At 50.7% G+C, this 17,015-nt stretch carries 21 protein-coding genes; 19 read left to right on the top strand and 2 right to left on the bottom strand.

The window, feature by feature from the left end; genetic code table 11:
• From OGV74_RS16315 to OGV74_RS16240, 16 genes are read left to right on the top strand one after another with little or no spacing between them, the layout of a single operon-like run.
• The gene (locus tag OGV74_RS16315) at positions 1-1,146 is read left to right on the top strand and encodes a DUF3383 family protein (RefSeq protein ID WP_286521129.1); all 1,146 of its coding nucleotides are present in this window, start codon (positions 1-3) and stop codon (positions 1,144-1,146) included.
• Positions 1,147-1,156: 10 nt separating this feature from the next.
• The gene (locus tag OGV74_RS16310; RefSeq protein WP_161656473.1) at positions 1,157-1,597 is read left to right on the top strand and encodes a DUF3277 family protein; all 441 of its coding nucleotides are present in this window, start codon (positions 1,157-1,159) and stop codon (positions 1,595-1,597) included.
• Between the two features lie 3 nt (positions 1,598-1,600).
• Complete coding sequence (locus OGV74_RS16305; RefSeq protein WP_286521124.1) at positions 1,601-2,026, top strand: phage tail assembly chaperone; 426 nt, start codon at positions 1,601-1,603, stop codon at positions 2,024-2,026.
• Positions 2,023-2,214, top strand: coding sequence for a DUF6889 family protein (locus tag OGV74_RS16300; RefSeq protein ID WP_502873955.1), 192 nt, complete (start codon positions 2,023-2,025; stop codon positions 2,212-2,214). The genes OGV74_RS16305 and OGV74_RS16300 overlap by 4 nt, the downstream gene beginning before the upstream one ends.
• Entirely contained in the window at positions 2,204-4,285 is a 2,082-nt protein-coding gene (locus OGV74_RS16295; RefSeq protein WP_286521122.1) for a lytic transglycosylase domain-containing protein, read from the top strand. Before OGV74_RS16300 ends, OGV74_RS16295 begins: the two co-directional genes overlap by 11 nt.
• On the top strand, positions 4,285-4,887 hold the full coding sequence (locus OGV74_RS16290) for a phage baseplate protein (protein ID WP_286521120.1): 603 nt from the start codon (positions 4,285-4,287) through the stop codon (positions 4,885-4,887). The genes OGV74_RS16295 and OGV74_RS16290 overlap by 1 nt, the downstream gene beginning before the upstream one ends.
• A 1-nt stretch (position 4,888) precedes the next feature.
• Positions 4,889-5,194 carry a phage baseplate plug family protein gene (locus OGV74_RS16285; RefSeq protein ID WP_286521118.1) on the top strand — a complete coding sequence of 102 codons (306 nt, stop codon included), beginning with the start codon at positions 4,889-4,891 and terminating at the stop codon, positions 5,192-5,194.
• Positions 5,195-5,196: 2 nt separating this feature from the next.
• Positions 5,197-6,273 (top strand): hypothetical protein, encoded by a 1,077-nt coding sequence (locus tag OGV74_RS16280; protein ID WP_286521117.1) that lies wholly within the window; start codon positions 5,197-5,199, stop codon positions 6,271-6,273.
• A 10-nt stretch (positions 6,274-6,283) separates the two neighbouring features.
• Complete coding sequence (locus OGV74_RS16275; protein ID WP_502873952.1) at positions 6,284-6,619, top strand: STY1065/STY2022 family phage-derived protein; 336 nt, start codon at positions 6,284-6,286, stop codon at positions 6,617-6,619.
• 11 nt (positions 6,620-6,630) lie between these two features.
• Positions 6,631-6,960 (top strand): hypothetical protein, encoded by a 330-nt coding sequence (locus OGV74_RS16270; protein WP_286521115.1) that lies wholly within the window; start codon positions 6,631-6,633, stop codon positions 6,958-6,960.
• Between the two features lie 39 nt (positions 6,961-6,999).
• Positions 7,000-7,737: a Gp138 family membrane-puncturing spike protein gene (locus OGV74_RS16265; RefSeq protein WP_286521113.1), complete on the top strand. Its 738-nt coding sequence runs from the start codon at positions 7,000-7,002 to the stop codon at positions 7,735-7,737.
• The gene (locus tag OGV74_RS16260; protein WP_286521111.1) at positions 7,737-8,090 is read left to right on the top strand and encodes a contractile injection system sheath initiator; all 354 of its coding nucleotides are present in this window, start codon (positions 7,737-7,739) and stop codon (positions 8,088-8,090) included. The genes OGV74_RS16265 and OGV74_RS16260 overlap by 1 nt, the downstream gene beginning before the upstream one ends.
• The gene (locus OGV74_RS16255) at positions 8,091-9,290 is read left to right on the top strand and encodes a baseplate J/gp47 family protein (protein WP_126287129.1); all 1,200 of its coding nucleotides are present in this window, start codon (positions 8,091-8,093) and stop codon (positions 9,288-9,290) included.
• The gene (locus tag OGV74_RS16250) at positions 9,287-9,967 is read left to right on the top strand and encodes a baseplate wedge 1 family protein (RefSeq protein WP_286521108.1); all 681 of its coding nucleotides are present in this window, start codon (positions 9,287-9,289) and stop codon (positions 9,965-9,967) included. Before OGV74_RS16255 ends, OGV74_RS16250 begins: the two co-directional genes overlap by 4 nt.
• Positions 9,967-10,689, top strand: a complete 723-nt coding sequence (locus OGV74_RS16245; RefSeq protein WP_286521106.1) for a phage tail protein — start codon at positions 9,967-9,969, stop codon at positions 10,687-10,689. The genes OGV74_RS16250 and OGV74_RS16245 overlap by 1 nt, the downstream gene beginning before the upstream one ends.
• The gene (locus OGV74_RS16240) at positions 10,689-11,279 is read left to right on the top strand and encodes a tail fiber assembly protein (protein WP_286521105.1); all 591 of its coding nucleotides are present in this window, start codon (positions 10,689-10,691) and stop codon (positions 11,277-11,279) included. Before OGV74_RS16245 ends, OGV74_RS16240 begins: the two co-directional genes overlap by 1 nt.
• On the opposite strand, the gene OGV74_RS16235 is transcribed toward OGV74_RS16240, so the two are convergent.
• Both OGV74_RS16235 and OGV74_RS16230 read right to left on the bottom strand, forming a co-directional pair.
• On the bottom strand, positions 11,276-12,391 hold the full coding sequence (locus OGV74_RS16235) for an acyltransferase family protein (protein WP_286521103.1): 1,116 nt from the start codon (positions 12,389-12,391) through the stop codon (positions 11,276-11,278). The two genes, OGV74_RS16240 and OGV74_RS16235, sit on opposite strands and share 4 nt — an antisense overlap.
• 750 nt (positions 12,392-13,141) lie before the next feature.
• Positions 13,142-13,990, bottom strand: a complete 849-nt coding sequence (locus OGV74_RS16230) for a MurR/RpiR family transcriptional regulator (protein WP_003037593.1) — start codon at positions 13,988-13,990, stop codon at positions 13,142-13,144.
• Positions 13,991-14,107: 117 nt separating this feature from the next.
• On the opposite strand from OGV74_RS16230, the gene murQ reads away from it, so the two are divergent.
• From murQ to yfhb, 3 genes are read left to right on the top strand one after another with little or no spacing between them, the layout of a single operon-like run.
• On the top strand, positions 14,108-15,001 hold the full coding sequence (murQ, locus tag OGV74_RS16225) for an N-acetylmuramic acid 6-phosphate etherase (protein ID WP_003037596.1): 894 nt from the start codon (positions 14,108-14,110) through the stop codon (positions 14,999-15,001).
• A 9-nt stretch (positions 15,002-15,010) separates the two neighbouring features.
• The gene (locus tag OGV74_RS16220) at positions 15,011-16,375 is read left to right on the top strand and encodes a PTS transporter subunit EIIC (protein ID WP_071667730.1); all 1,365 of its coding nucleotides are present in this window, start codon (positions 15,011-15,013) and stop codon (positions 16,373-16,375) included.
• 3 nt (positions 16,376-16,378) lie between these two features.
• Positions 16,379-17,014, top strand: a complete 636-nt coding sequence (gene yfhb, locus OGV74_RS16215) for a phosphatidylglycerophosphatase C (RefSeq protein ID WP_071698717.1) — start codon at positions 16,379-16,381, stop codon at positions 17,012-17,014.
• Position 17,015: the final 1 nt, after the last annotated feature.

Raw genomic sequence — 17,015 nt, 5'->3', positions numbered from 1 at the left:
ATGCAGCAGGGATTACCTGTATCTAACGTCGTTAATGTCGACGTGATCATTGCGCCTAAAGCGGCCACTGGTCGAAATTTTGGCTCGCTGCTTATTCTGGGTACGTCGACGGTAATCCCGGTGGCCGAGCGAATTCGACTCTACGCGGGTACAGATGATATCGGCGATGATTTTGGGGTCGATAGCCCGGAATATGAAGCAGCAGTAGATTATTTTTCACAGTCTCCTAAGCCTCAGTTTGTCTACGTTGGACGCTGGGCTAAGACCTTAGCCTCCGCTGAAAGTGGCAGTACCGAAACGTTGCTGCAGGCAGTTAATGCTGTTCTGGATTATACCAACTGGTATGGTCTTGGTGTCGCGGATGATGACGATATCGACGATGCAGACTGGCTTAGTGCAGCCGCTGCGATTGAATCATCTACAGTGAGCCGTATCCTGGCGATCACTACAGAAAATCCGGCTACAACCGAGACGACTTCAACTACCGATCTTGCATCAAAACTCAAAGCTGCGTCCTATAGCCGTACTTTTGTGCAATATTCCACCTCCAGCAAATATGCTGCCCTGTCGGCATTTGGTCGAGCATTTACTGTCAATTTCAACGGTAGCAACACGACGATCACCCTGAAATTTAAACAGGAGCCTGGCGTTACTTACGAAACGCTGACCGTTGCTCAGGCGGCGGCCGTTGATGCGAAGAATGCGAATGTATTCGTGTATTACGCGAACGACACGGCAATTCTTCAGCAAGGCGTGATGTCGAACGGTGATTTCTTCGATGAACGCCATGGGCTCGACTGGTTGCAAAACTATGTCCAGACCAATCTTTTTAACCTGCTTTATACCAGCACCACCAAAATTCCGCAGACAGATGCTGGCGTTACTCGCCTGCTTTCCAACGTTGAACAGTCCATGGACCAGTCTGTCACGAACGGCCTGGTGGCGGCTGGCGTATGGAATGGTGGCCCGATTGGGCAACTGGATTCCGGCGATACGCTGACAAAAGGTTACTACGTGTATGCGCAACCTCTTTCCGAGCAGGCACAGGCTGACCGCGAAGCACGCAAAGCTCCGTTAATTCAGGTGGCCTGTAAGCTGGCTGGCGCAGTTCATTACGCTGATGTGCAGATCAACGTGGTTCGCTAAGGAGCGATAAATGTCTACTTATTCTTTTCTTGATGTAACCGCGTCGCTCACCGGGCCGACTGGCGTTATCGACCTTGGTCAGGGTTCTGCAAACTCAGAGGAAGGTATCACCCAGACCATGGGCGGCAACAAAAACACCATGACTATCGGTGCCGATGGCGAAGTGATGCATAGCCTGCACGCCGATAAGTCGGGCACCATTACGGTGACGTTGCTGAAAACCTCCCCGGTAAACAAGAAGCTGTCTCTGGCATATAACGCGCAAAGCCAGTCCTCTGCCACCTGGGGTAATAATGTGATTGTCATTCGCAACACGGCATCGGGTGATATTTCTACTGCGCGTTCGTGTGCATTCCAGAAACAGCCTGATTTTAATAACGCCAAAGAGGGCGGAACCGTCGCATGGGTATTCGACTGCGGCAAGATTGACCAGTTGCTCGGGGAGTTTTAACGCATGGAATTCGAAATTAAAGGTGTGAAATATCGCACCTCAAAGCTCAACGTTTTCGAACAGCTGAAGGTGTCCCGCAAGCTGTTGCCGGTTCTGGCCGGGATGGTTTCTGACTTCCGAAATGTTCAGGAGAAGATCAGCAGCAAAGACACCGAAGGCGCGATGACCACTATCCTGCCAAAGATCGCTAATGCGGTGTCCGATCTGAGTGATGGAGACGTGGACGCTATCCTGTTTCCCTGTCTCTCCGTTGTTTCGCGTGAGCACATGAAAGGCTGGGTACCGGTCTGCCAGCATGGCGAAATGGCGTTTGACGATATCGACCTGCTTACCATGCTCCAACTGGTGGCGCGGGTGGTCGCCGATTCTCTGGGAAATTTTTTGCAAGGACTCCCTACCAGCGAGACGCCCACCCCGCCAGCGGAATAACCTTCAACAGCCTGCCGGGCGGTGAAGATTTTATTCTTCGCTCGGTTCTCGCCTTCCATATTGACCAGAAAGACCTGAGCAGCGGCGCGGTAGATCTTTGCCGTATCGCGCTGCTCAATGACTACCTCGACATGCGCGAGGATAACGACGCCAGGGTAGATAAATGGAGAGCGGCCAATGAGCGGTAACGCAGATACGATTAAAGATTTCCTTGTTTCGTTGGGATTCGATATCGATCAGGCTGGCGCCAATAAGTTCGAAGCCGTGCTGAAAGGCGTTACCGCGAACGTTCTGAAGGTCGGCGCGGTGGTGGAAGGCGTAGCGCTGAGCATTGTCGGATTTACCACCCAGATTGCGAACGGGCTGGATAAAGTTTACTGGGCATCTCAGCGTACTGGTGCCAGCGTCCAGGGCATCAAAGCGTTGGGCTATGCGGCATCGCAAACCGGTGCCAGCGCCGAGTCGGCTATGTCCTCCCTTGAAGGCTTGGCCGGGTTCATGCGAAGTAACCCCGGTGCGGAAGGCTTCCTTAACCGCCTGGGCGTCCAGACCCGTGATGCTAGCGGAAAGATGCGTGATACGGCGGCCATCTTTACTGGTGTTGGGCAAAAACTCAATAACATGCCGTATTACCGCGCGAAGCAATACGCGCAGATGCTTGGCATCGACGAAAACACGCTGATGGCGATGCGTCGCGGCATGAATGGCTTTACCGCTGATTACCAGTCGATGCTGCAAAAGACGGGATTCAACGCTGATAAAGCGGCTGCTCAGTCCAACAAATTCATGACGTCCATGCGCGGGCTTACGTCGCTGTTCGGCATAATGCGGGATAAGATCGGCTCAAATCTCGCTGGTGGTCTTGCGGGTTCGCTTGATAGCCTGCGGCGGCGCATCCTCGACAACTTCCCTAAGATTGAAGAGACACTGACCAAGGTCATTAAAGGCGTGATCTGGCTTGCGAACGCATTCACGCGAATGGCATGGCGTGTGATTCAGGCCGCTGGCTCTGTCATTGACTGGTGGAAAAAGCTGGACGATGGCAGCAAAAAGTTCCTGATGACCATTGGCGCAATTTTAATTGCCTGGCGACTCCTTAATGCAGCGTTCCTGAAATCACCCATTGGGTTGATAACGTCTTTAATTCTGGCTATAGGTCTTCTTTACGACGACTACCAGACATGGAAAGAAGGCGGCAAAAGTCTGATTGACTGGTCCAAATGGCAGCCAGAAATTGAGCAGGCAAAGAAGGTATTCAAGTGGTTGCGCGATAAGTTTCTGGAGCTCAAGGACAACCTTGGCGGCTGGAAAAATACGCTCACCATTCTTTTTGGTTTTCTTGCTGGCGCGAAGCTGGTCTCCATGCTCACCGGTATCGGGCGGCTTGTCGCCGGGTTTACCGGGCTCGGCAAGGCGATTGGCAGCTCTATTGGTGGACTCGGCAAGCTGGCGCAAGGTATCGCTCAGCTGGCAATCAAAAACCCATGGTTGCTTATGTTCATCCCTGCCAACAATACGCCGACCACCAGCGAAGAGATGGCATCTATCGGGGGCATTGGTAGTAACATTGTCCCACAGCGTCAGCAGGCCTATGAGGCACTGAGAAAAGCCAACCCCGGGAAAGACTTTTTCACGGATGAAGAGATTCAGAGAAAAATTCAGGAAATGGGGCTGGAGCCGGAGCAGCGGGCGCAATCTGTTAAGCGTCCACGAGCAACAGCTCAGGGTAAGGTACTGCTCGACTGGATGGGTCCGATGTTCAATAAGCTGGAATCGCTCTACCAGCTCCCGGCGGGTCTGCTGAAAAGCGTAGCGATCACCGAGTCGGGTGGTAATCAGTTCGCTATGTCCGGCGCGGGTGCTAAAGGGCTGTTTCAGTTTATGGACGGCACGGCACGCGATATGGGCTTGCGTGGGAATGATGTATTCGACCCAGAAAAGTCAGCTCAGGCAGCCGCTAAGTACCTCAGCCAGCTGTTGCGGCAGAATGGCGGCAACCTCGACAAAGCGTTGGCATCCTATAACTGGGGGATCGGAAATGTTCAGCGCTATGGTATGGGGCTGATGCCGCAGGAAACGCGCAATTACATCCCGAAAGTAATGAGCAACATGCCCACCAGCGCCCCGGTGATTCAGCAGGAAACGAACATTAACATCCATGGTGTTTCCGATCCGCGTGAAGCGGCTCGCTTGACTGTCGACCGTCAGAAGGGCGTGAACTCGCAGCTAACCCAGCAACTACCCGCAGGACCGAGATAATGGATATTTTATCAGCAATTTTTCGCCAGCAATCCCGGCGAATTGGCCTGCTGATCCCCAGCGTGGTCGTCTCCGAAAAGCACTCTGACGCGCTCGAAATCACCGAGCACCCGGTGGAGAAGCCAACAACGAATAGCGCATCGGGTTTCATCGCCGATCATGCGTATAAGCGCCCCAGCGAAGTCACAATGGAATGCGGCTTCGCTGGCGGTGGTTCGTTGCTGGACTTCATTGATACATCTTCAATAGGCCTCAGCGCCGGACTGAGCCCGAAAGAGACCTACCAGCAACTGCTGGATCTCCAGTCCTCTCGGGTGCCGTTCGATGTAATCACCGGAAAGCGGGTGTACAGCAATATGCTGGTGCGCGCCATCGAGGTGACAACGGACAAAACCAGCGAGAGCGTTCTGAACTGCACGCTTACCCTGCGTGAAGTGATCATGTCGCAAACGCAGAGCGTTAGCGTCGCTGATAAATCAGATATGCAGGATGGTGTCAGCACATCGGCAATGCAAAATTCCGGAACAAAATCCACTACGCCGCCAAATGAATCGCTGCTGAGCCAGCTGGGCGGCAGTGTGACATCAGCATTCGGGGGATGATATGCAGTTTAATGAAATACCGCTTTCTCCTGACAATCAGCAGTTTCGAATATTACTTGGCGATACGACGTATACGCTCAGGATCATCTGGCGAGATGCAGCAGGCTGGATTATGGACGTGATGGATAGCGGGGGTTCGGCTCTGCTCTCTGGCGTTCCATTGCTAACCGGCGTGAATCTGTTGCGGCAATATCCGCAGCTTGGCATTGATGGCGCTCTGGTGGTTGCAACTGATAAAGGCGCGCCAGACGAGCCCACCAAAACAAACCTTGGTGCATACAGCCACCTCATTTTCGTACAGGAGTAGAAATGTCTCTCAACTGGATGCGCCATTTCGAGCTGCAGCTGTTGGACCAGAACGGGCAGGGCGTTTCCCTTTCCGATTTTAAGGTTACTTTCCAAATCGAGTGGGCGGATACTCGTTGGCCGCGCGTGGCAAATGTGAAAATTTACAACCTTTCCACCGATACCACGAACAAGATACTGGGGCAGGAGTTTGCCAAAATTCGCATCACCGCCGGGTATGACGGTATTGCGCCGGATGTTGACGCAAGCCAGGTCGGTGTCGCAAGGGAGATTTCACCAGACCAGATAGGGCAGGTGAACGGTCAGAACTACGGTCAGAACTACGGCCTGATTTTTGATGGCGATATTCGCTTCACCGTTACCGGGAAGGACAATATCACCGATTCCTGGGTGTTGATTCAGGCCATCGGTGACCATGAAGCATTCCTGTACGCCACCACTATCACCACGCTTGCAGCCGGTTATACACTTGCGAATCTGCACCAGGCGACGATGAAGGATTTCAATGCGTTCGGCGTGACACAGGGCATTACCGGCGAATTTCCAGATACTGTGTTTCCTCGTGGCCGCGCGATTTACACATCCACACGCAACGTCATGGACAATATTGCGGCGCAGTGTAAATCGACATGGCAGTTGGTGGATGGTCAAGTCCAGATGGTGCCGGAGAATAAATACATTCACGAAGCCATCGTGCTGAATGCCAATACCGGTCTTATCGGTATGCCGCAACAGACGATGGGCGGCGGCGTAAACGTGCGGTGCCTGATAAACCCCAACATCCGAATTAATGGCCTTGTCCAGCTCGATCAGGCTTCGGTGTACCGCGCCGCGCTCGGAAGTAGCGAGATAGCGCAGTCGCCTGGGCGCATCAGCGAGACTGACGAGAACGGTAACCGCGTGCTGACCGGCACAACGTCACAGGCTGCCAGCATTGCGACGGATGGCGTTTATATCGTCAAAGCTATCGACTATACTGGCGACACCAGAGGTCAGGCGTGGTACATGGATTTGATGTGTTTCGCGCGTGGCAGCCGCGATTTGGTTAATTCCAGCGCTATGCAAAAGACAAATTATTGAGGTGAGGGACGTGAAACTCGTAATTTTTACCTTCGCTACGTTGCTTTCGTTTCAGGCATTTGCCGATTCCCAATGTGGGGATTTCAAAATTCACTGGGCCGATGACGGTTTAGCTCGAATCAACGGCGCTAAGCCTGAATCACAAAAAGTGACTTTCCTGAAAGAGAAAGGCGATTATAACAACGTTAAAATTGACTGGCGCATGGCGACAAATCAGCCTGGCCGGTGGGTAGGAATGGAGTTTATTGGGCGCAACGGAAAAGCCATCCTCAATGCTCAATGGCTGCAAGCTAGCATGGACGCGCCGCGCCAGTATGCTACTTATGACTGTGTAAAAGTTAAATGACAAGGTGAGTTATGACAACGTTTAGCAGGATGCCATCCCAAAAAAGAACTGTCCATCATGTTTCACCTGCTGGGATAGAATTTACGATTGAAGTTGTAATTTATGACACGCCAGAAGAACAAAATTATTGGTCGGTATTTTATCGCGTTGATCATAAAGATTATGGCAAGGTAGGACTATATGGCGTTTTCCCAAAAGAAAATTTTCCAACTTTCGAAAATGCAAAGTTAGTCTATCTTGCGCAGCCTCTTGAACGTGTGAAATCAATATTAAACGGCGCAAATGAATCTGGATTCATAAGGCAATTTACTCTTAGTCCTGATGGTTGGTACATCTTTTGAATATAAACCCGCTTCGGCGGGTTTTTTTATGGGGTTTATATGCCAATTCCAACTCAATCACAGATCGGCGGTGAGCAGCAGACCGCGCAGGCTATTGCCGATTCGGTGTCTACCCAGATGCGTGTAGCGATCCCTGGCATCATTCAGTCATTCGATCCTGACGCAGTAACCTGCACGGTAGAGGTGGCGCTACGCGGTATTGTTGGCGATGACTCCACCGAATTAAAACCGCTGGTGGATGTGCCGGTTATCTTCCCGCGCGGCGGCGGTTGCACGCTGACCTTTCCGGTTAAAGAAGGCGACGAGTGCCTGCTGATCTTTGCCGACCGTTGCATCGATTTCTGGTGGCAGAGTGGTGGTGTTCAGGAGACTGTTGACCCACGTCAGCATGATTTATCCGATGCGTTCGCCATCGTTGGCCCGCAGTCGCAGGCACAGAAAATCAGCGGTATCAGTACCGGAGCCACACAGTTGCGTAGCGACGACGGGAGCACGTATTTCGAGCTCAATCCCACCACGCAGAAAATTAAAATCGTTGCGCCTGGCGGCCTAGATGTTGTTACCCCTCTGGCTGACTTCTCGGAGAAGGTGACCATTCACGGCTTGTTAACTTGGATGTCTGGAATGGTTGGTTCTGTTGTTTCCGGCGTTGCTTCAAAAATTACCGGCGCGGTTGAGTTCATCGGCACCGTTAAGGCCAACGGCAAACGGATTGATGAGACTCACACTCATGGAGGTGTGCAGCACGGCACCAGCAACACAGACGGGGTAAACTGATGCGATACCGACGAGAATATGCTGACGGCGATTACACTTTCGGGCAGGGTGACGATACCTTCCTTATCGACAGCCCGGAGTGTGTCGCCCAGGCCGTAAAAACCCGTTTCGAGCTGTGGCGCGGTCAGTGGTTTCTCGATCTGACGGAAGGCACGCCGTATGTTCAGTCAGTGCTTGGTAAACAGCGATCTGACGTCTACATCCTGGCTATACGCGAACGCATTCAGGATACGCCGGGCGTTCTGTCGATCCTTTCCTTCGATACCAACTATGACGGCGCCAGCCGCCGCGTCACCTTCACTTCCTCCATTGACACAATCTACGGCCAGACGACTGTAACAAGCGAGGCATAAATGGCTTTGAACCTCGACACGCTGGGGCTATCGGCAACGGTAACCGCCCAGGGGATTAGTGCGCCTGATTACCAGACAATCCTCGATACACTGACCAGCTATTTCAGGCAGATTTACGGTAGTGATGCCTACCTCGAACCAGACAGCAAAGACGGGCAAATGGTCGCGCTGGTGGCTCTTGCCGTGCATGACGCGAACAATACTGCTATCGAGATCTACAACTCGTTTTCACCGACGACAGCGCAGGCCGCAGCGCTTAGCAGCAATGTGAAAATTAACGGGATCACGCGAAAAGTAGCGACAAACTCTACTGCTGACCTTCTGTTAACCGGTACGGCGGGCACGACTATCACGAATGGCTCCGCACGGGATAAAAACGGCATTATCTGGAATTTTCCAGCGAGTGTAGCGATCGGCGTTGATGGTACTGTGCTGGTGACGGCCACATGTGCGAATAGCGGTTCGGTTGCGGCGATGGCCGGGACTATCACCACGATTAACACACCGACTCGCGGCTGGGTGTCGGTAACCAACCCGGCTGCGGCTACTGTCGGTTCACCAGCCGAAACCGACGCAGAACTGCGCATACGGCAGGGGCAGAGTGTCGCGCTGCCATCGATCACACCGTTTGAAGGTGTCGACGGTGCAATCGCTAATGTTGCTGGCGTGACACGTCACAAGCTTTATGAGAACGACACAGGAGCAACCGACAGCAACGGGCTGCCGCCGCACTCAATTTCCGCCATCGTTGATGGAGGGGATGTTACCGAAATAGCCCAGACCATCCGGGGAAATAAAGGGCAGGGAACCGCAACTTACGGTAAAACTTCTGTGACGGTGCCGGATACTTACGGTAATCCTCACGTCATCAGTTTTTCGCGGTCCACTGATGTGCCAATTTTCGTAGCCATTACCCTGAAAGTTTTTACTGGCTATACCTCTCAAATCGGCGAGCAGATTAAACAGGCTGTTGCCGATTATATAAATGGACTGACAATTGGCGACGACGTTCTACTGAGCCGTATTTATTCCCCGGCAAACCTTGGTGTTGTGAGCGGCGGAAATGCCCGCTATTACGATATTACCGACCTGCTGATCGGTAAGTCGTCTGGCAGCGTATCGGCATCAAACATTGATATTGCCTATGATGCTTCTGCGTCCTGTAGCACCGCGAATATCAGTATCACGGTGACCTCATGAGCAAATACACCGAACTCATCACTAACTACCACGCTACCAAGCCACTCTTTTTTGACCATATAGATCTGAGCACCCGCCCACTGATTGATGTGTCCAGTACTATGTCAGGGCTTGTAACAGCCTTCGATATCGATACGGCGGTCGGCGTGCAGCTCGACACTCTCGGGCTCTGGATCGGACGTAGCCGAATTGTCAGCCAGCCGATTAGCGGGGTGTATTTTAGCTGGGATACTGACGGGCTCGGATATGACCAGGGCGTATGGCAAGGTCCGTATGACCCAGATTCAGGCTATACCACTCTGAGCGATGCAACCTACCGCATCATTCTGAAAGCGAAAATAGCTATAAACAACTGGGACGGTCGCAATGATTCGCTGCCCCCCATCCTTGACGCTGCGACTGCAGGCTCTGGCCTGAAGATGCAAATTGTCGACAACCAGGACATGACGATCTCGGTCTGGGTTTTTCCTGAGACTGATATTTCTGATGTGTCTCTCGAACTGATCGCCGCTATCAAACAGGGCTATCTCACCGTTAAAGCAGCTGGCGTATGGGCCGGTGATGTTGAAACGCCTTCGGTAGAAACACCGTCCGAGGGTTCTAAATTCTTTGGGTTTGATATGGATAACGAATACATCGGCGGGTTCGATGTAGGAGCATGGGGGACTTTACTCTAATGGCAACAAATAACTTTAAAGCGTTCGCGCTTGATCCTAACGCTAACGTCACATCACAAGCTGACTGGGAAGCTCTTCCGGCTCTGCTTTCTGGTTTTACGGCAGGCAAAGCATCCAGCGCACAGGTCAACAAAGCAATTCGCCAGGCGACCACGATCGCTGCGCTGGTGGGTCAGTTTATTGCGAACTCTGGCGCGGATGCTCTGGATAATGCTGACGTTAACGGTTTGGTGACAAAATTTACGAATGCGCTTATATCAAACCTTCGCCTCGGTGCTGGTGCTCCGGCGATCGGAATCCCCTTCTTCTGGCCGTCCTCCGCAATGCCGAATACCGTAATGACCGAATGGGCTGATATGGTGTTTTTGAAATTCAATGGTGCAACGTTCTCTGCGTCTACGTACCCTAAGCTGGCGCTTGTATTTCCGGGATTAATACTGACAGAAGCTCGCGGGGAATTTCTGCGTATCTGGGACGATGGGCGAGGTGTTGATAGTGGGCGCACAATAATGTCCAGCCAGTCAGAACAATTTAAAGAGCACGTTCATTCAATATTTGTTGGTTATGCACAAGGTGGTCCTACTCCCAGCAGTGGTAATTATAGAGTATCAGCAACAAATAATGATGGTGAAGGGCCGTTTGCAGATCGAATGGTATCCACTGGCGGAAATGAAACACGTCCCCGTAACATTGCATTTAACTTTCTCGTAAGGGCGAAATAATGAAACCTGTTTTTGATAAAAATGGTCTGGCTACAGAACCGGGCGAAATTCGCTGCTTTTATTACGCTCCGGATACCGGGGAATATACTGGTTGGTCTGACGAGTATATTAATACCGGTGTAAGCATGCCTGGACATTCAACAGACATTGACCCTGGTGACGAAGTGGCTGGACAAGTAGCCGTATTTAAAAATGGAGCCTGGAGTCAGGAAGAAGACAATCGGGGCGAGATTGTTTACTCAACCACTGACGGAATGAAATCCACCATTGATTATATCGGCTCTGTACATGATGGTTACACTACCAGCGAGCCTTCAGGCCCGTATGATAAATGGGATGGTGAGAAGTGGGTAACTGATGCTGATGCTCAGCACGCAGCTGATGTTAAAGCGGCGGATCAGCAAAAGGCCACATTGCTGACAGAAGCACAGGAAACAATCAGCTTCTGGCAGACTGAATTGCAGTTAGGCATTATCAGCGATGAAGATAAAGCCAGCCTGATAGCCTGGATGAACTACATCAAAGAGGTGCAGACGGTGGACACATCGACTGCACCTGATATTAAATGGCCTCCACGACCCGAAAATTAGTTTTGTATATTTCTTAATGGCGAAAGAAACTTTGGTTTAAGCGCACCAAACAATGTATCTTTTGCTTGGCTTAGTAAAAGAGGAATGAATAGACCAGCGGCTATATAAATTGGTAGTGACCAGTTACTGATATAATGATTGTTATAAGCATCTGTCCCGACCAGGCTATAAATTCCTAATTTGGCGGCAATTATGTCCAGTACTACATAAACTAACAAATGATACGCCATTATGGTTCTTGATTTTTGACCTATGTTTCTAAGCAACTTCATTTCATCGGAGCATTTCGCAAGTAAACTCGAGATGTAAAATATTGCGTATGCTCCGATTAATGCATTAATAACCGTCATTAATACCCCGTCAGGGTAGTAACTCCATGACATAATGGTCTGCGTTGACAATCCGTAGTTTTTGAAGATGAACAACAGTGTTGTTAATAATATGAATGCGTAAAAGTTAAGCATTCTGTAAAAGACGTTTTTTAATGTGTAGCCTAATGTATAGAATGCCATGCCTGTTAAAATCTGACACATAAGATTTGTTTTATAATTTCTTGTTGTAGCATACTCGAGAGCGAGGTGATTTATAGATATTACAATACATGCTATGCAAAAAACAACGAGGGCAATGTTTGATAATGTTTTGTTTTTAATGACCTTTTCAAAAAGTTGAATAGCTGCAGAAGAAAAAATACTAACAAATATGTATGCAAACAAAAACCAACATGTTAAAAATAATTTGTTATTATGAAAGTTTGATTTTATTGCTAGTTTTATTGTTTCATAAATATTTATTGAAAACGCATCCCCGATCCTAATGCCGTAATTAGATGTGATTATTATTGATATATAGCCGATTATTAAATACGTTATAACAATGAAAGGAGTTTGTTTTTTTATTACATGTACTGAAAGGTTTATTAGCGTCCTGTTTCCTTTATATAACATTCCACCTATCAGGAAAAATAACGGCATGTGAAATAAGTAAGCATTATAAAAGTTAAACACTTCATTGGCAATATGACCTATTAAAACAAAGAAAATACCAAAAGCCTTTGCATAATCCATAGCCAGTGATTTTTCTTGTTCAATGAATTGTTTTTGTGTGTTCAATATAACCCTCTCATTACTTTTACAATGTTCAGTTGTTAGTAAAATAGTTAATAGTTTATTGTTTTTAAGAATAAAAAACAAGGTATATGATGTCACAAAAACTTTGTTGTACTTCTAAGTAAAACTTTTTTGGGGGCTCTATACCTGAGTCTATATATATATATTCATTCTCAAACTGCTACAACTGTGGATTGGTAGGACGGCGCTAGGCACACGGAAAAGTGATAAGCTGTTTACTGTACAACCTGTGGTTGAGCTATCTGGATGTACTGGAAATGATAAACACATCGACTGCGCAGAATATCGTACAGTGCTGTACCACCAGCGGTATAACCTCATTGTGGTAACGTGTCAGATTTGTGCCATACATGGTAAATCGTCTTCCACTTTCTTACATCATGGGCCATTGAGTTGTGCAATGTGAATGCGGCAATGTAAATGTAAAACAGTTAGTTAAATGTGATTCTACTAATTCGTAATGCGAAGGTCGTAGAGTTGACGCTCGCGTATTCGCCGGGGGTAGTATCTGGCAGAGGGGGTTTTTGTGTTGCTGAAAATATTTTGGAAATTTTCAATCCGAAAAATCAGCAACACAGCCCGCAACACAATTAATTATTATTTTGAAATTACTGATGTTTTTATCAGTTGACGCACATATCGCAATTGATACACTTTTTAGTGATTAACAGGGCCATCAGGAAACTCTCAAAACATCACAAACCGGGCGGGCATTATACGCGCATTCTTTGCTCAGACCAGTTTTTTTACCAGAGCTTCGCTGTGACGAATGCGTTCCGGAGCATGCTCCAGATCCTGCTGCACCAGCGCCATAAACAGTAAATCAGTGAGCATCATTTGCGCATGAGTGGAAGAAATCGCTGCGCTGCGGGTGGCCTGCTCCTCGGCAATCGTGTACAGACAATGACTTGCCCGTTGCTGCAGGGCGTTCGGTGTAAATCCAGTGATGGCGAGGATTTTCGCGCCGGTGCGCAACGTTTCATCTGCAGCCAGGTTGAGCTCGCGGCGCTCTCCGGTATACGAAATGGCCAGCAGCAGATCGTTGGGCGAAAGGGCTTGCACCGTCGCCAGCAGGGCGTGCATATCGCGTTCCACCACCGCGTTAAAACCAATCTTCAGCAACTTCCAGGCAAAATTCTGTGCCACCAGACCCGATGCGCCAATCCCGGTCACGATAATGCGTCGGGCTGAACGCAGCATTGTGACGCTCTCCATCAGTTTCTCTTCGCTGTTGACGTCCAGCGTCGCATGCATCGCCGCCACGTTCTCCTGAATCAACTTTTCCCCCACCAGACGCATAGGATCGTCACCGCGAATCTGATTATGTACCGGAATGGAATGGGGGTTGGGATTGCTGGCCAGCGCTTCGCTGATCGCCAGTTTGAGTGCAGGAAATCCTTTAAAACCCATCTTTTGCGCGAACTTCACCACGCTGGACTGGCTGACGCCCGCCTCCGCGGCCAACTGCTGCGAACTGAGATGACGCGCAGTATCCGGCTGGGAAAGGAGATAATCTGCCAATTTTTTATCGCTTTGCGCGAGGTCCGGGTAACGCTGACGAATGCGAATTAAACAGTTCATGCTGTCTCCTGGCGAAAACGTGATGGCGATTACAAAACAAAATTTCATTCGCCTGGATGAATATAATATTCCATTATGGCAGATTATTATGAATTAAAAATTCCTAAGGAACAAAAAATGAATCTCGGTGCATTAGTTTCAGAAACCCGCAATCCACAGACCATGGACCTGGATGCGCTCTCCACGCTGGAGTTGGTTCATCGTTTTAATCAACAGGATACGCTGGTAGCCGAAGCAGTAAAAGCAACTCTGCCTCAAGTTGCGTGTGCGGTTGATGCGGCAGCTAACGCACTAAAAGCAGGTGGTCGCATTATTTACATGGGAGCGGGGACCAGCGGGCGTCTCGGGGTACTGGATGCGTCTGAATGCCCACCGACCTTCGGCGTTCCACACGGTCTGGTGGTTGGATTGATTGCCGGGGGGCCGGGCGCGCTGCTGAAGGCGGTTGAGGGTGCGGAAGATAACCCACAGTTAGGTGAAGACGATCTGTGTGCGCTCAATCTTACCGCGCAGGATCTGGTGGTGGGGCTGGCAGCATCTGGTCGCACGCCGTATGTAATTGGTGGGCTGAAATATGCGCGTTCGGTGGGCTGTACGACGGTGGCTATTTCTTGCAATCCGGATTCCCCTATCGCGCATGAAGCGGATATTGCCATTTCTCCGGTAGTGGGGCCAGAGGCGCTGACCGGGTCAACACGACTGAAATCCGGCACCGCGCAAAAGCTGGTGCTCAATATGATCTCCACCGGAGCGATGGTGAAGTTCGGTAAGGTTTATCAGAACCTGATGGTGGACATGCAGGCAACCAACGTCAAACTGGTCGATCGGGCGTGCCGTATGGTGGTTGAAGCCACGGGCATTGCGCGTGAACAGGCGCAAGCGCTGCTAAAGCAGACTGATTTTGACGTTAAGCCAGCTATTTTAATGGCGCTCACCGGCCTTGACGCCGCTGCCGCCCGCGAAAAGCTTGCCGCTCACCAGGGTTTTTTACGCGCGGCGTTAGAACACTAAGAGGTGTATATGGATAAGACGGCGGTGCTGGCCAGCGATATTCTACTGGGCGTTGGCGGAGAGAAAAATATTCTGCGCCTGGAAAACTGTATGACCCGCGTCAGGGTTGAAGTTCAGGATGATGGACAGCTCGATATCCCTCGTCTCAGGCAACTGCCCGGTGTCAGCGGCTACGTGAAGCAGGGCGCGCAGCACCAGATTATTGTCGGCCCCGGTAAAGCGGCCAAAGTGGTGGATGCCATGCGTTCCCTGATTGCCGATGGCGGCGAGCGAGCTGGTGCCAATGATATCGAGCGCACAAAGTCAGATGCCAAAGCGAAGTACAAAGCGCCGATGAGCGATGCGCTGCGCAAGCTGGCGAACGTCTTTATCCCTCTTATTCCGGCGTTTATCGCCTCTGGTTTGATTACCGGCATTATTAACATCCTTAAGCGCCCGGACATCGTGGGGGATTTTGCGACCCACTATCCGAATATGCTGGGGTTGATGGGCATATTTGGCAGCGCCGTGTTTGCCATTATGAATATTCTGGTCGGGGTGAATACCGCCAAAGTTTTCGGTGGTTCCCTGGCGATGGGCGGGGTGATGGCGGGGATTCTCTCCAGCCCGCAACTGGCACAAATCACGCTGTTTGGCGAAGCGTTGCAGCCGGGGCGCGGCGGAGTGATCGCGGTACTGCTGGTGGTGGCGTTGATGTGTTGGATCGAACGCAAATTCCGCGAGCTGTTGCCAGAATCACTGGAGCTTATCCTTAATCCGCTGCTGACTACCATCATTACCGGCGTAATCGCGATTGTGGCGCTGCAACCGCTTGGCGGCTGGATTTCTGAGTCTATTGCTCACGGCGCATCCTGGGCTATCGATCGCGGCGGTTTTCTGGTCGGTGCCGTGCTGGCAGGAACCTTCCTGCCGTTGGTGCTCACTGGACTTCATCAGGGATTGGTGCCCATCCATGTTGAGCTGGTTCAGGCACACGGTTATAACGCGCTCTTTCCGATCCTGGCGATGGCGGGCGTTGGGCAAATAGGTGCTGCGATCGCGGTTCTGATGAAAACCCGAAATGCGCGGTTAAAAAAAGTAATCAAAGGTGCACTGCCTGTCGGACTGCTGGGTATAGGCGAGCCGCTGATTTTTGGCGTAACGCTGCCGTTGGGTAAGCCGTTTATCGGTGCATGTCTTGGCGGCGCGGTAGGTGGAGCGCTGATTAGCTACTGGAAGGTGGCGACGGTCATCACGTTTGGCATCTCCGGATTACCGCTGGCACTGACGATTGTTGCCGGAAAAGTGATGTTCTATCTGTTAGGCTATCTGGTAGCAGTTATCGCCGGGTTCCTGTTTACCTGGCTATTGGGATTCACTGATCCAGAGGAATAAGGTTTGACCAATCACCAGCGCCGCGTTGTCTTTTTTGATTTGGATGGCACGTTACACCAGCAGGATATGTTCGGTAGTTTTATACGTTATCTGCTACGTCGTCAGCCGCTGAACGCGTTGCTGGTGCTGCCTCTGCTACCGGTGATTGCGCTGGCATTGCTGATACAAGGGCGCGCCGCCCGCTGGCCAATGAGCCTGCTGTTATGGGGATGCACTTTTGGTCGCAGCGAGGCGCGTCTGAAAGCGCATCAGGCCGACTTTGTGCGCTGGTTTCGCAGTAACGTGACGGCGTTTCCGCTCGTTCAGCAGCGCCTGACAACCTACCTGTTAAGCTCTGACGCTGACATTTGGCTTATTACCGGCTCTCCACAGTCGTTGGTCGAGCAGGTTTACTTTGATACTCCGTGGCTACCGCGAGTCAATCTGATCGCCAGCAAAATGGCGCGGGGATACGGCGGCTGGGTGCTGACTCTGCGCTGTCTGGGCCATGAGAAAGTGACGCAACTGGAACGCCACATTGGCGCACCGCTACAGCTTTACAGTGGCTATAGTGACAGTAATCAGGACAATCCGTTGCTCTCTTTTTGCCAGCATCGCTGGCGCGTCACGCCGCGGGGAGAGCTGCAACAACTCGAATAGA

Source organism: Citrobacter sp. Cf116 (assembly GCF_030336505.1).
In the GTDB taxonomy this organism is placed as follows: domain Bacteria; phylum Pseudomonadota; class Gammaproteobacteria; order Enterobacterales; family Enterobacteriaceae; genus Citrobacter; species Citrobacter freundii.
The sequence above is the reverse complement of the archived record's forward strand: the minus strand, read 5'-3'. Positions and strand labels throughout refer to the sequence as shown.